Genomic DNA, 14,021 nt, shown 5'->3' on the forward strand with positions numbered 1-14,021 from the left:
TTAGGTCTTAATATGCCTATAGATAGACCCTTCTATTCACTCCCACATTTTCTACAAAAGTAGAGTCATGGGAGATCAATAAAAATGTTCCAGGGTATTCTACCAGCGCAGTTTCCAGCGCTATACGCGACTCCAGATCCAAGTGATTGTCCGGTTCGTCCAGTAGTAGCAGGTCTGGTGCCTCAGTGCCACGAGTAGCGGCAAGTAAAGCAACCTTTAGTCGCTCCCCTCCACTTAAAGTATTGGTAGAGCGAAGTGCAGAATCACCTCGAATATTCATTGTGGCTAGGGCTGTGCGCCAGAAGTTGGTATCTTTATCAGGGTGCAGGCGGGATAAAGTTTCCAAGGCAGATAGATTCCCATTTAGTTGACTTAGGTTCTGATCCAGATAAAAACAGCTGCCAAAAGTTTTACACAAACCGCTGCGAGGTTTAACTCGACCAGCAATGATCTTTAGTAGCGTTGTCTTTCCGCTACCATTGGCGCCAAAAATATGCCAGCGATCGCCACTGTGCATGGTAAGTGATATGGGATCACTCTGAATACCGTAGGGCAGTTTGAGATCCTCAACATGCAGACGAATACCACCCGTTAGCCCTGTTTTGCTAAGTTGCATATTTGGGAGCTTATGACTCATATAGTCCTTTTGGCAACTTTCTAAATCTAGCTTTAACTTATGGTGCTGACGATCCAGGTTTCTAGTCAGCTTGCCTAAACTTTGCCCTGCACGATCTTTTTTCGCATCTAGTAGCGATTTACATTGGGAACCTTTTAATTTCTTACCCTGGTTTTTTCTGGTTGTAGTTTTTTCAGCAGAACTTTGCTTAAGTTTGTTTAGGCTTTTTATATTCTTTTTGGTATTTTCAATTTTCTTTTCTACAGACTGTCTCTGTATCTCTTTTTCTTTCTTGTAGTGTGAGTAGTTACCACCATATGTGCGTAGTTTTCCTGAAACTAGTTCCACTATCGTGTCAGCTTGTTGGAGTAAGCTTCGATCATGAGTGACCATTAGAATTCCGGCAGAATGGTTTCTAATTTTCTGCTGTAACCATTTTCTACCGTCTGAATCTAGGTGATTACTAGGCTCATCCAGTAGCAGGTAGTGTTTTTTATGAGAGAAGGCATTGGTTAAAGCCAGTCGGACTCTTTCACCACCGCTAAGATTGCCGATAGGAGTGTCTAACGTGAGGTTTATTCCGGCGCTGTATAAATGCTGTTGCCAAATTATAGGTAGCTCCCATGAATCTGAGACACGTATCAGATCTTCCTCACTCTGATTGCCAGATTCAATACGTGAAAAACAGTCATAGAGGCCTGTAGGGTCGAATATATCTACAATTCGCTTGTTGGAATTGCTGCTCACTTGATCCACTTTAAGGTAGTCCGTATACCAAGTTATACTTCCCTGTTCAGGCTTTAGTTTCCCAATCAAAGCCTCTAAAAAAGTCGATTTCCCACTGCCATTATTTCCCACTAAGCCAGTAAATCCCGGAGGGAAGTCAAGATGGATCTCTTTAAATAGAGATTTCTCAGGGATGTTTAAGTAAAGATTTTTTATAGAACAAATGCTCTGCATGTCACCCTCCGGTAGTCGGAATGGGTGGCGCAATACCATGATCTTGAGAGAAAGTTGTAGAGAATGGAGTACGCCACTTGCACGGGAATTGATGGCCTCTTAAGAAACCGGTTTATCTCCAGTGTGTGCAAGGCTTAATTCATTGGCGTAGATAGCTCCAAAAAGAAAAGTTGTTAAGTGTTAGCTTAATAAAGATTCAAAAATACTTCAAGCCCCAACCTAAAAGCGCTCACTTGGTACTCTCAACTCTTAAAATAGAGTGGTATAAGAGTATTATTGATATTACATTGAGATGATGCATTTTTACGACTTGATTTAGAGCAATAAGTGTTTAAAAGCGGGGGTTACTATGGTATCTGAAGGTTTTATAGCAATTTGTCTATTGATCGTAAGTACTATACTTTTTTTCTTTTACCGAAAATCACATCGGGAACGATTTTTAAGAGGCTATCAATTCCATCCGTCTCTCAAACAAAGAGTGAAGAACAAATACCCTCATCTCAGCAACAAGCAGCTCGGTATGGTACTTGATGGGTTAAGGGAATATTTTATTATCTGCCAAACGGCTGGTAGACAAATGGTCGCTATGCCATCTCAAGTGATTGATGTCGCTTGGCATGAATTTATATTAAGCACACAGATGTATCGAAATTTTTGTAATAAAGCTTTTGGACACTTTCTGCACCACACACCCAATGAAGTTATGCCAGATAAGGATACAGCTAGTGAGGGGATTAAGAGAGTGTGGCGAATTGCTTGTGTTCGTAGTGGTATAAGTCCTTCCAAGCCAAAATCGTTACCTCTGATTTTCTCAATTGATAAAAAGTTGGGGATTAAAGATGGATTTCATTATTTGCTAAACTGTCGATCGAGAAATAGTCCCGCTGCGGATCACTGTGCCAGTCATATTGGTTGTGCCGCGAGCTGTCAAGGCGGAACTTCCGGCAGTGCCTTCTCTGGAATTTGGGGTGGCGGCTCCTCTTCAGATTCTGGAAGCAGTTGTGGTGGGGGCTGTGGCGGGGGTGGCAGCTAGAGGCAGCTATCACCGCTCTAGCAACCTTGTTCAACGTGATTAATGAGTGACACCCTGAACTTCGCAAAGCGCTTCAATTTCTTCAGCGCTAAAGCCGAGCTCACCCAGCACATTGTGATTGTGCTCTCCCAGAGCTGCCCCTCGGTTAAATAAGTGGGGCTTTTGGCCGTTAAATCTAAAGGGTGTGTTGATCTGTTTAATGTCTCCATTCACAGAACAGATCATCTCTCTGGATTGGATAAGATCGCTATCAGCAGCTTCTGTAAAATTAAGTACGGGTTCAATACACGCATCAATATCCTGAAATATATCAATCCATTCTTTCTGGGTTTTTGTGGCAATAATTTCTGCAATATCTTTCTTAAGTGTTTCTTGTTGCCCGTCTTGGACAATGCGAGTCAGCCACTCCTTTCGACCTATTTTTGTTAAAAATTGCTCAGCAAATTGTGGCTCTAAACTTCCCACAGAAAGATAGCGGTTATCTGCCGTGCGATAGTAATCATAATAACTTCCACCGTTTAGCAGCTCGGATTCCAGCTTGGGATCGGTATTTAAAGCCAGTGCATTGGCCCCACTAATTGCGTTTAACGCGAAACTACAGTCCGTCATACTGATATCGATATAACTGCCTTCCCCGGTTCTCTGGCGATGATATACAGCAGCCAGTATCGACATAACCGCATGGTGTGAACCGCCGGCGATGTCTGCTATCTGTGTGCCGCTCAGGCAGGGGCCATGGTCACGGTTGCCGGAATAGCTGGCCAGGCCAGATAGTGCGAGATAATTGATATCGTGCCCAGCACGTTGCTTTAATGGTCCAGTCTGGCCATATCCGGTAATCGAACAGTAAATAATGTCTGCGCGCTGTTGGCTTAAGCTTTGGTGGCCAAGGCCCAGCCTATCCATCACTCCGGGGCGGAATTGCTCAATCACAATATCGTATTGCTGAAGCAATCGGTGAATCACCACTTGCGCCTTTGGATTTTTTAGATCGATCGCCAGGGAGCGTTTGTTGCGGTTAATGGTTGCGTGGGCGGCGGATAGGGAGGCAATGTCATCGACTAAAGGCGGAAAGCCCCGTAGTAAATCTGGCCGTGTGGGAGACTCGATTCTTAGTACTTCGGCGCCTAAGTCCGCCAATAGCAAAGTGGCATAGGGACCGGGAAGTAGGGTAGAAAAGTCGAGTACTTTTAGCCCCTCAAGAGGGGCGCAATGATTCTTCGTTTGCTGTTTCACTTTTTATTTCATTATTTTAATTGAGAACAGAAATTTCAATCTAGCACTTTAATTTAGTCATCGCGCAGGAGGTCTCGGGAAATAATTAATTTCATAATTTCATTGGTTCCGGCATAAATACGTGCTACACGAGCATCGGCCCAAGACCGGGCGATGGGGTATTCCCACATATAGCCATAGCCGCCATGTAACTGAACACATTCATCCAAAAGTTTGCATTGGAAATCTGTACTCAATAACTTGGCTTTCGCTGCAGTTGCAACGTCGAGCTCCTTTTTATAGTGAAGCTCCAAGCAGCGATCGATAAATACCCGAAGAGCGGTTAACTCACTATCCAGCTCAGCCAGCTTGAATTGTGTATTTTGGAAGGCAGAGATGGGTTTGCCGAAAGCCTTGCGATCCCGTACGTAATCAATCGTCCATTGCAATGCTGCTTCTGCATTAGCTATTGCATAAATTGCCACACTTAAACGCTCTTGAGGCAATTCCTGCATTAAATAAATAAATCCCTGTCCCTCTCCACCGAGAAGGTTTTCCGCAGGGACTTTGACATCATCAAAGAACAGCTCTGAAGTATCCTGGGCCTTCATGCCTATTTTTTCTAGGTTACTGCCTCTCTTGAATCCAGGGCTATCTGCTTCCACAAGCAGCAAACTGACTCCAGAGGCCCCCTCGTGAGGGTCGGTTTTGGCCACGACAATAACCAGGTCTGCCTGCTGTCCATTGGTAATAAAAATCTTGGAACCATTGAGCAGATAGTGATCCCCTTTGCGCACAGCTGTGGTTCTCACGCCTTGGAGATCCGATCCTGCACCAGGTTCGGACATGGCGATAGCGGTGATCATCTCACCACTAATGCATTTGGGTAGGTACTTTTTCTTCTGTTCTTCCGTGCCGTAATTAATAATGTAGGGCACTGCAATATTAGAGTGCAGGCCCCAGCCAATACCGGAAAGTCCCGCTCGGGCTACCTCCTCATCAATAATGGAGTTGTAGCCATAGTCCAGCCCCAAGCCACCATACTTTTCATCAACTTGCGGACACAGAAAGCCCATTTCTCCAGCTTTATTCCACAGTTTACGATCTACCTGACCATCTTTTTCCCACTGATGGTGGTAGGGTACAGCTTCATTTTCTAAAAATTTACGTAAAGTTTCTCGAAACTGTTCGTGATCTTCGTTGTAAACAGTTCTTGGTACCATCCTTACACCACCGCATTTTATTACTGAAAAATTGAACCAGTGTTTTGATTGGCGATGTAAACAGCGAGATTTTAAAAGCCTGTTTACATCGCTCAAACCCCTGGGTTAAGGGTTGTCCGCCAGAGCTTTTCCTGACTCTGCCAGATCCAGCAAAATTGCTGGCGGGGCAAATCGATCCCCATAGGCATCAGCCAGTTGCTGGGCGCGTTGGGTAAACGCTTTCAGGCCAAACTGGCTGATGTATTGCAATGCACCACCGGTCCAGGGTGGGAAGCCGATACCGAAGATAGAGCCAATATTGGCATCTCGTACGCTGCGTAGCACATCCTCTTGATAACAGCGAAGTGTCTCCAGAGCCATAATAAACAGCAGCCGTTCCTTCACATCTTCTATCGGCAGTGCCTCTTTGGCGGGAAACTCCTTCTCAAGGCCACTCCATAAGTGCTTTTTCCCGCCCTCAGGGTAAGTATAGAAGCCGCCACCTGCAGCCTTACCAGCGCGACCCACTTCAAGCATTCGGTCGATCACTCCGTCGGCGGGATGCGTGGGGGCGGGTTTACCCTCTTTTTGCAGGTCGTTGATGGTCTGCTGGCGTATCCGGCTCATCAGCGTTAGCGAGACCTCGTCACTAACAGCTAGAGGGCCGACTGGGAAGCCAGCTAGGGCTGCGGCATTTTCAATGGTGGCGGGATTAACCCCTTCGCTAAGCATGCCGATACCTTCATTGGTAAAGCAGCCGAATACCCTTGAGGTGAAGAAGCCACGGCTGTCGTTAACAACGATAGGAGTCTTGCCAATCTGCAATACAAAGGCGAAGGCTTGGGCGAGAGTCTCATCACTGGTTTGCTCCCCACAGATAATTTCCACCAGTGGCATCTTGTCGGCAGGGGAGAAGAAATGTAGACCGATAAATTGCTGGGGACGGTCGGAAGCTTGAGCGAGCCCAGTGATCGGCAGTGTCGAAGTGTTGGAGGCAAATACTGCATTTTTCGGCAGCTGTGCTTCGGCTTCCTGGGTAACTTTACGCTTGAGTTCCCGGTCTTCGAAAACTGCTTCTATCACCAACTCACAATCAGCCAGGTCGGTATTGCTGTCTGTGGGCGTGATACGGGAGAGGATCTGATTGACCTTGTCCTCGGTAATGCGACCCCGCTGTAAGCGTTTTTGCAGGGATTTCTCTGCATATTGTTTGCCGGCTAAGGCACCTTCCATGGATACATCTTTTAATACGACATCAACACCTTTACTGGCACAGGCATAGGCAATGGCTGAGCCCATCATGCCGGCGCCGAGTATGCCAATTTTTTGCATGGGTGACGTTTTATGATCGCGGGCGGCGGCGGGCAGCGATGCTCCGGCTTTGACTTCGTTGAGTGCAAACCAGAAAGTACCGATCATGTTTTTGGCAACCTGCCCGCAAGCGAGGCCTACAAAATGTCGGGATTCAATTCGCGTAGCAGTTTCGAAGTCGACCCGGGACCCTTCGACGACGGTTGCCATTATCGACTCTGGCGCCGGCAGACATCCCTTGGTTTTTTTCTCCAGCATTGCTGGGGCGATCATCAGTAACTGCGCATTTTTAGGGTTCTTTGCGTCCCCTCCCGGCATCCGGTAATCCGGTTGATCCCAAGGCTGAGCAACAGGTTGCTCACTATTCTCTCGAATATAAGAGACAGCCTTCTCTAGTAATTCACTTTCACTGGTAACGAGCTGATGTACCAGACCGGCTTTGAGAGCCTGTTGCGGCCTCACCTGTTTTCCTTCCAGTAAGTAGGGTAGAGACTCCTGGATGCCTAAAAGGCGGGGCATACGTACACAGCCGCCACCACCAGGTAGTAAGCCTAATGTTACTTCAGGCAATCCCAGTTTTATTGCGGTGCTATCGATAACAATGCGCTGATGGCAGCTGAGGGCGATTTCCCAGCCACCGCCCAAAGCTGTGCCATTAATCGCAGCAACGACGGGTTTACCCTGGGTTTCCAGCCAGCGCAGGTTGGCTTTCATTGATTCGCAGGATTCGAAGAAAGGCTTAGCTTCTTCAATTTTTGCCGCAAATAAAGATTTGAGGTCACCGCCGGCAAAAAAGGTATTTTTTGTGGAGCGAACAATAATTCCAGAAAATTCTTGCTGCTTGAGTTGTTCAACCGCTGCGCTCAGCGATTCGGTAAAATCCCGATCCATCACATTGGCTGAGGCATTGGGGTTGTCCATGATCAGGTGGACAATATTGTGATCGTCTTTTTCCAGGCGAATGGATTTCATAGTCTGCCCCCTAAACTCTTTCGATAATGGTTGCTACACCCATACCGCCGCCCACACATAGTGTGACCAGGCCGTAGCGAAGTTGCCGTTGTTCCAGCTCATCCAATACTGTGCCGATCAGCATTGCACCGGTCGCGCCGAGGGGGTGGCCCATAGCGATTGAGCCGCCGTTAACGTTGAGTTTTTGTGGGTCCACGTCCAACTCGTGTTGGAAACGCATCACCACTGCCGCGAAGGCTTCATTCACCTCAAAGAGGTCAATATCCTGCACCGTCAGGCCTGCGGCCTTCAGGGCTTTGCGAGTGGCGGGCGCGGGGCCTGTGAGCATGATAGTAGGCTCAGTGCCCACTACCGCAGCGGAGACAATACGGGCGCGGGGGCTGAGCCCCAGATCTCGCCCGGCCTGTTCACTGCCGATCAGTAGGGCGGCTGCGCCATCGACGATTCCTGAGGAATTTCCCGCAGTGTGAACATGGTTGATTGATTCGACCTGTGGGTAACGGGATATGGCAATGCTGTCGAAGCACAGGTCACCCATCCCGGCAAAGGATGGCTTGAGTTGTGCCAGAGCCTCTATGGACGCATCTGGGCGCACCAGCTGGTCGTGATCGAGAATGGTCAGGCCATTTTGGTCACGTACGGGAATCACAGATTTTTCGAAAGCACCGCGTTTCCAGGCGGCTGCCGCTTTGTGCTGAGAGTCCAGCGCAAAGTTATCCACATCCTCGCGGGAAAATCCTCCGAGTGTAGCGATCAAGTCCGCGCCAATGCCCTGGGGTGCAAATCCAGTATCTATTGCTGTGCGTGGGTCCATCGCCCAGGCGCCGCCGTCGCTGCCCATGGGCACCCGCGACATGGACTCTACGCCTCCGGCCACTACCAGATGCTCCCACCCGGAGCGAACTTTGGTAGCGGCGAGATTGACCGCTTCGGCACCGGAGGCACAGAAGCGATTCAGAGTTACGCCACCGATATCCCAGTCCCAATTGGCAGCTAAAGCTGCAACTTTTGCGATATCGGCACCCTGATCTCCGATCGGTGTAACACAGCCCATAACGATGTCGTCCACTTTGGCAGTGTCGAATCTATTGCGGGTCTGTAATTCTTTCAGGAGATCTGACAGCAGGGTGATAGGTTTGACTTCGTGAAGGGCACCGCTGGATTTGCCTCTGCCCCGCGGGGTGCGGATAGCATCGTAGATGTAGGCTTCGGTTGGCACGGTTTTAGCCTCTTTTTATTTTATGGTTTCGCTTATTACCATAGTGCGGTGCAGCTTGGGTTCAATGATAAAAATTGCCACGGAAGATGACTCAGCTTCCAGGTACTACCGAAAAATTCCTAGTCAAATATCTTTTTATTTATTCCAAATTAACCTAACCATGTGGAGGTACTGCCGTACACTCAAGTAAGGCGCCTAAATCTATTGAAATTTTGGCACGGTAAATTGGCACTTAAATTATCTTTGCGGCTGGAGGAATTCCATGTCAGGCAGGGTAAAGGGTGATTCAGGGCATCTGAGAAAAATTTGAATGGGTAACACACGGGTGACCCCGGACAAATAAATGTACTTTGACGGTCCCTGAGGTGGTGAGCGAGGTTTGGCTATGGCGGATAATGTTTTGGATATGGCTACCGGCCAATTGGGCTCCGGGGGTATTGATGCGCTGACAAAGGCTTTGAATTTGCCGGCAGGGCAAGGTGAAGCTGCACTCTGCTCAGGCGTTGCTTACATACTGGCTGGTATGTTGAACAGGGCCAGTAGTAAAACAGGAATGGGTTATTTATTTAATTTAATTTCTGAAAGTGAAGCGCTGGATTTGTCTAAATTCGCCACCGCTATTTCCTCACCAGAAAAGTTGAAGTCAATTACAGACATCGGTGAGAAAATGCTGGAAAAAATTTTCAGCAGTCGTAAAAAAGAGGTCCTGGAAGTTGCAGCGAATAATTTGGGGAAAGAGGGCGGAGATCTATTGAGTGTATCCGCGCCGATAGTTACTTCGTTGATGCAAAGCCAGGCCAAAGCTCAAAAAATGGATGTTTCCGACTTGGCTTCATTCCTGATTGGGCAGCGGGAGCATTTACAGGGGTATATACCGGATAACCTTCTTCAAGCAATTGACGTTCCAGATTTTGGGAAGTTGGGAGACGCTCTGGTTACCCATGGCCACGCCAAACCCCAGGAACCTCGGGCCACAGCAATTCAGGGGCCTGAAGAGAAACGTAAACCGGTGAGTTTCAGTAGCTGGTTTTTTCCTTTGCTGTTGGTACTTGTGGTTCTCTACGCATTGAATATGTGCATGTTGAAAGGGAAAAAGGAAAATTCAGAAAGTAATCCTTCCATGACCTCCCAGGAAGCGAGCTTTATGGAGTCCGCTTCACAGCCGGTAGGGGATTCCCCCCTTGAGAAAGCGGAAGAGGAAGCGCAACTGGGCCCCGATAACTTTTCCAGTAATTTGCGTGATTATCTCAAGAGCTTTTCAGACAATCCCGACCGGGAATTCCCCATGCGGGTGAACTTTGAAAAGGGAACCGCAAAAATCACCAACCCTGCAGCTGAGGATATCGATGCTCTGGCAAAAATCATGCAGGACAACCCCAACTTAACCATTGCTATTGAAGGGCATGTAAAAGGTGAGGGTAATGAAATTGCAGAGCAGGAAATTTCCCAAGAACGTGCGGATGTTGTGAAAGAACTTCTACTGAAGAAGGGGATAGCGGCAAATCGTATCACCGCAACAGGAATGGGCTCGGCTAAGCCTGTTGCGGAAGATATGTCAGAGAAGAGGGACCAAAAAGCCCTCAATGTTGAGCGAGTTAGTATCCGGGTAGTGACAAACTCTCAGGAGTAGCCGGGATACGGGAATCCCTTTAAAGGATATTTTCCAAGGTGGATTTCATTTATAAAAAATCCCGGTCTTTTGACCGGGATTTTTAGTGCCGCCTTAACTACGGAATTTATCCCTGTAAGCTCCGGGAGCTAGCCCTGTCCACTTTTTAAATGCGCGATTAAAAGCGCTGGGCTCGGAAAAGCCCAGGCGCTCGGCAATTTCAGCTACAGCAGTTTCCTGCTGCTTCAACTGGTAAACCGCCATATCCCGCCGAACAGAGTCTTTAATATCCTGCCAGCTGTTGCCCTCCTCTTTGAGGCGGCGGCGCAGCGTCTGTGGAGATGTGTATAAACGTGCGGCGACATCATCCAGTGACAGATTTTCGATACTGTTTTGCTGTTGCAGCATACGGCGAATACGACCGGTGAAACTGTGGTCGGATTTGTATTGGGTCAACAGGCACTCGGGGGCGCGGGACAGGAAGTCTGCCAGCTGTTGCTCATCGCGTACCAGGGGCATTTGCAAATAGCGAGTGTTAAATACCAGGCAGGTTTCACCTTGGTTAAAGTAGTGCCTGCAAGGGAACATATCGCTGTAGTCTTCGTTGTAGTCGGGCGGGGGAAACGCCAGAAGAACGCGCTCTAATAAAATGGTACGGTCGATCAGCCAGCTAAAAAAGCGCAACCAGATTACCGCGATAGATTCGACGAAAATTTGGTTGGGCAATTTTTTTTCATTGGTGTGGTGAATGATCAGTCGAGCTTCTTCACCATCCTCGACCAGCTTGATGTGCAAGTCGTCACTCACCATGCTGATAAAGCGGCTGGAGCGAAGCAGGGCTCGGCGCAGGTTGGGACAGGTGATACAAGCGTGCCCCATCATGGCAAAAGTGCCCGGCAGCCAAGGGCGCGCCAGGAATCCTCCTGACTCATCGTTCAGAAAATCCCACTCAAGGCGTAACAAGTTGGCCATCTGCTCCCGGCCAACGCGGCTATCGGGATCATCTAGCTGGGCGGGGGCGATTCCGCTATCGATGAGTAGTTGTTGGCAATCCAGTCCGGTCGCTTGTGCACCAACCAGATGGGCCTTTACCGCAGCGGCGGGAATACCTAGCCCCGCTTCGCGGAGTTTGGGGTTTTCATTGTCCACTCTTTCAGCCTCACAATTATTTTCTGTCTGCTGCTGTATTACGGTATGGATTATGCGCAAACGGAGAGAGAAAGTCAGGCTTCTGCTTAATTTATATGCAACTGTCTGTGCTTTTATTAGTGGTGACAGTTTCGAACTTGATGGGCTTATGGAATAAAAGTTGTCTATTTCTGTCTTTTAATGTGTATTTTTTGCGTTAACGACTGAAAATCCCAGTTTTGCTCTCAACAATTTTCTATGCTTGATCCTCTGTGGACTGACAGTTCTTTTAAAGTTTGATAGCGATAGTGAATCACTATTTCCTCGACCTGTAAGTCATATTCGTCAACAATAGGAAAAATTCCGTTAGTGAAGGACTGGTCAAATGTCACCGACGTCTGTTGCAAGTCTGTTAAACCCGACCATCTGCCGGCGAATGTTGATTGCTTACCTGATCGAGCATATTCCGCGTCCCAATAATCCTACTTTGGAGGAGGCAACTGGATGGCCTCGCCGTACGGTGCAGGACATTATTGCGAAAGGATTGCCGGGGCATGGCACAGTTGTAGAGTTCATTCAGGAAGGCGTGCGCCATAATGACGGCTACTACCTGCTGCGTGATTGGGGGTCTTTTGACAAGAATTGGGTGAAAACCAATTTGCCGATTATTTGCCAGGTGTTAGATGTAAAGCTGGATTTGAGTGACGCAATGAGCTGATCAGAGCGCCACTCACAAAATTGGATTACTGCTGTGGCGCGTGGCTTTGCTGAAGAATTTTGTTCACTTTCTCCAGTAGGGCGGGATTCGATTTAATGCTGTTGGCAATTTCCTGGTATTTGGTTTTGGAAAGGCCGGCTTTTTCAATTGCGGCGATCATTTTTCCCTGTGCTTCTTTGTTGATCGCTTCCGCTTCCTTGATATCGGCAGCCGCTTTCAGTTTGGGAGCGTATTCTCGACTCAGCATCACGATAGAGCGATAGGCGTTGGCAAATTGCTTGAGCTGCGGTTCGCTAAACGAAGCTTTGGGGGCGGTTGTTTGGCTGGTAGCAGGTTGTGCGAAGGTCATCGGCACGCTGAGTGATATTGCCAATACAGCCAGGTATTTCAAAAAGAGCTTCATCGGGCACTCCAAAAAGTATAAGGACGCTTTTGCTTCTCAGAGGGAGCACCCAGCGTCACGTTGGGGCTGTAAATTTATGCTTGTGGCGGAGCTTTAGTGACCTGTACCAAGTCTAAAGCGGGTAGCTATTAGTCTTCAGCGTAGTCAGTTTCTGGCGCCTTGTAGCGCCTTTTTCCGCCAGCAAGGAGAATTTTTCCTGGAGTGGTTGTGAGGTCATAAAATTTAGCGAGCGGCTGCCGCCGCTCATAATGCAGGAAAACTGCACCGGATTTAAACCGAGGTGGGCCTTGCGACTAACGGTCGCTGTGATCAGCTAGAAAATCCAGAGAAATTTCTTGCGCTTTTTCAGCGACTGTTCGCAGCTATTGAGTTGTTGCTGATATTTTTGCGCCCTGGCAGATACCTTGTGGGATACATTCTTTAGCCAGGCTTTATTGTGGAAAGTGCGCCGATTAAAACCACCGTGCCCCTCGTGGTAGGCGAGGTAAAGGCTGTAGGTGTCATTGGCGCGTATCTGGCACTGGCGTGCACTGGTGTTGTTATACCAGCCGATAAAATCGATGGCGTCGCCAAAATCATCCCGATCGGCACCGTAGTTAAAGGAAGACCTTTGGTAGTGGCGCCAAGTGGTCCCCAGAGCCTGGGGATAACCGTAGGCATCGGACGGCCTCGGGCCGGGGATAAAGCCCAGGATCTTGGTGCGCGGGGGCTTGGCATCATGCACAAAACGGGATTCCTGGTGCATGATTGCCATCATCACTGCAATTGGAGAGCCCCATTTTTCCTCCGCGTCTTTTGCCTCGCCGTACCACTTCTTTTTTTCCTGGAAAATAGAGCAGACGTTGTCGAGATTACTTGGAGGCGCGGTTGCACAGCCGCTGCTCAGTGCAACAGCACTGAGCAAAACCAGCAGTCCGCATTTTTTATTTTTTTTGTGCATAACTATTTACGACATGTTTAAACGGTAATGGTCTTCACTCCGGCACTGGTGCCAAGCAGTAAAATACCGGCGGAGCGCTTGGCAAAGATACCGTTGGTCACCACACCGGTAATGTTATTGATGGTTTCTTCAAGGACAGTGGGGTGTTCGATACGCAGATTGTATACATCGAGAATGGCATTGCCATTATCTGTGATCACACCTTGACGATAAACCGGATCACCGCCCAGTTTAACCAGCTCCCGGGCAACCAGCGAGCGTGCCATGGGGATAACTTCAACCGGTAGGGGAAACTCTCCCAGGACTTTTACCCACTTGCTCTCATCGGCAATGCAGATAAATTCTTCAGAGCAGGCCGCCACGATTTTTTCTCTAGTCAATGCAGCACCACCACCTTTGATCATTTCAAGGGCCGGGTTCACTTCATCGGCACCATCCACATAGAACTGGATGCCGTCGACGGCATTAAGTTCATAAACGGGAATGCCGTGGGATTTGAGTCGCTGTGCGGAGGCTTCAGAACTGGCCACAGTACCGTCAAAGGTACCTTTGATCTCCGCCAGGTAATCGATAAAGAAGTTAGCGGTGGAACCGGTACCTACGCCGACAATGGAGTTGTCCTCCAGGCGCGGGGCGATATAGTCGATAGCGGCGCGAGCTGTCGCCTGTTTCAATTCATCCTGGGTCATACTCTG

12 protein-coding genes are annotated in these 14,021 nt (G+C 48.5%); 3 read left to right on the forward strand and 9 right to left on the reverse strand.

Translation table 11 applies throughout. From position 1 onward, the window contains the following. Positions 1-16: 16 nt before the first annotated feature. Positions 17-1,576 (reverse strand): ABC-F family ATP-binding cassette domain-containing protein, encoded by a 1,560-nt coding sequence (locus ACJJI3_RS18645; protein WP_444940538.1) that lies wholly within the window; start codon positions 1,574-1,576, stop codon positions 17-19. A gap of 349 nt (positions 1,577-1,925) precedes the next feature. On the opposite strand from ACJJI3_RS18645, the gene ACJJI3_RS18650 reads away from it, so the two are divergent. After that, positions 1,926-2,609 (forward strand): glycine-rich domain-containing protein, encoded by a 684-nt coding sequence (locus tag ACJJI3_RS18650; RefSeq protein ID WP_444940539.1) that lies wholly within the window; start codon positions 1,926-1,928, stop codon positions 2,607-2,609. Positions 2,610-2,648: 39 nt separating this feature from the next. Here ACJJI3_RS18650 and ACJJI3_RS18655 read toward each other — a convergent pair whose 3' ends face one another. The 4 genes from ACJJI3_RS18655 to ACJJI3_RS18670 all read right to left on the reverse strand — a co-directional run bounded on the left by ACJJI3_RS18655 (position 2,649) and on the right by ACJJI3_RS18670 (position 8,528). After that, positions 2,649-3,845: a CaiB/BaiF CoA transferase family protein gene (locus tag ACJJI3_RS18655; protein WP_444940540.1), complete on the reverse strand. Its 1,197-nt coding sequence runs from the start codon at positions 3,843-3,845 to the stop codon at positions 2,649-2,651. A gap of 53 nt (positions 3,846-3,898) precedes the next feature. Next, positions 3,899-5,047, reverse strand: a complete 1,149-nt coding sequence (locus ACJJI3_RS18660; protein ID WP_413663612.1) for an acyl-CoA dehydrogenase family protein — start codon at positions 5,045-5,047, stop codon at positions 3,899-3,901. 105 nt (positions 5,048-5,152) lie between these two features. Further along, the gene (locus ACJJI3_RS18665; RefSeq protein ID WP_444940541.1) at positions 5,153-7,309 is read right to left on the reverse strand and encodes a 3-hydroxyacyl-CoA dehydrogenase NAD-binding domain-containing protein; all 2,157 of its coding nucleotides are present in this window, start codon (positions 7,307-7,309) and stop codon (positions 5,153-5,155) included. A 10-nt stretch (positions 7,310-7,319) separates the two neighbouring features. Continuing rightward, positions 7,320-8,528, reverse strand: a complete 1,209-nt coding sequence (locus ACJJI3_RS18670; RefSeq protein WP_413663610.1) for an acetyl-CoA C-acetyltransferase — start codon at positions 8,526-8,528, stop codon at positions 7,320-7,322. Positions 8,529-8,913: 385 nt separating this feature from the next. Here ACJJI3_RS18670 and ACJJI3_RS18675 point away from each other — a divergent pair, with 385 nt between their 5' ends. Next, entirely contained in the window at positions 8,914-10,158 is a 1,245-nt protein-coding gene (locus ACJJI3_RS18675) for an OmpA family protein (RefSeq protein ID WP_444892235.1), read from the forward strand. Positions 10,159-10,251: 93 nt separating this feature from the next. Here the strand turns inward: ACJJI3_RS18675 and ACJJI3_RS18680 are convergent, their stop codons facing one another. Continuing rightward, positions 10,252-11,286, reverse strand: a complete 1,035-nt coding sequence (locus tag ACJJI3_RS18680; protein WP_282930930.1) for an AraC family transcriptional regulator — start codon at positions 11,284-11,286, stop codon at positions 10,252-10,254. 364 nt (positions 11,287-11,650) lie between these two features. On the opposite strand from ACJJI3_RS18680, the gene ACJJI3_RS18685 reads away from it, so the two are divergent. Then, positions 11,651-11,983, forward strand: coding sequence for a helix-turn-helix domain-containing protein (locus tag ACJJI3_RS18685; RefSeq protein WP_413663608.1), 333 nt, complete (start codon positions 11,651-11,653; stop codon positions 11,981-11,983). A gap of 25 nt (positions 11,984-12,008) precedes the next feature. Here ACJJI3_RS18685 and ACJJI3_RS18690 read toward each other — a convergent pair whose 3' ends face one another. The 3 genes from ACJJI3_RS18690 to rpiA form a co-directional block, all read right to left on the reverse strand. Next, positions 12,009-12,386, reverse strand: coding sequence for a DUF4168 domain-containing protein (locus ACJJI3_RS18690; protein WP_282930932.1), 378 nt, complete (start codon positions 12,384-12,386; stop codon positions 12,009-12,011). A 313-nt stretch (positions 12,387-12,699) separates the two neighbouring features. Beyond that, the gene (locus ACJJI3_RS18695; protein ID WP_444937067.1) at positions 12,700-13,326 is read right to left on the reverse strand and encodes a transglycosylase SLT domain-containing protein; all 627 of its coding nucleotides are present in this window, start codon (positions 13,324-13,326) and stop codon (positions 12,700-12,702) included. Between the two features lie 17 nt (positions 13,327-13,343). Beyond that, positions 13,344-14,015 (reverse strand): ribose-5-phosphate isomerase RpiA, encoded by a 672-nt coding sequence (gene rpiA, locus ACJJI3_RS18700; RefSeq protein ID WP_444940542.1) that lies wholly within the window; start codon positions 14,013-14,015, stop codon positions 13,344-13,346. Positions 14,016-14,021: the final 6 nt, after the last annotated feature.

It is taken from the genome of Microbulbifer maximicatervae (SeqCode) (genome assembly GCF_052466985.1).

Coding starts and splice junctions, on each gene's coding strand:
- ACJJI3_RS18645 (WP_444940538.1), bottom strand. CDS start 1,576: ATGCAGAGCATTTGTTCTATAAAAAATCTTTACTTAAACATCCCTGAG.
- ACJJI3_RS18650 (WP_444940539.1), top strand. CDS start 1,926: ATGGTATCTGAAGGTTTTATAGCAATTTGTCTATTGATCGTAAGTACT.
- ACJJI3_RS18660 (WP_413663612.1), bottom strand. CDS start 5,047: ATGGTACCAAGAACTGTTTACAACGAAGATCACGAACAGTTTCGAGAA.
- ACJJI3_RS18665 (WP_444940541.1), bottom strand. CDS start 7,309: ATGAAATCCATTCGCCTGGAAAAAGACGATCACAATATTGTCCACCTG.
- ACJJI3_RS18675 (WP_444892235.1), top strand. CDS start 8,914: ATGGCGGATAATGTTTTGGATATGGCTACCGGCCAATTGGGCTCCGGG.
- ACJJI3_RS18685 (WP_413663608.1), top strand. CDS start 11,651: ATGTCACCGACGTCTGTTGCAAGTCTGTTAAACCCGACCATCTGCCGG.
- ACJJI3_RS18690 (WP_282930932.1), bottom strand. CDS start 12,386: ATGAAGCTCTTTTTGAAATACCTGGCTGTATTGGCAATATCACTCAGC.
- ACJJI3_RS18695 (WP_444937067.1), bottom strand. CDS start 13,326: ATGCACAAAAAAAATAAAAAATGCGGACTGCTGGTTTTGCTCAGTGCT.
- rpiA (WP_444940542.1), bottom strand. CDS start 14,015: ATGACCCAGGATGAATTGAAACAGGCGACAGCTCGCGCCGCTATCGAC.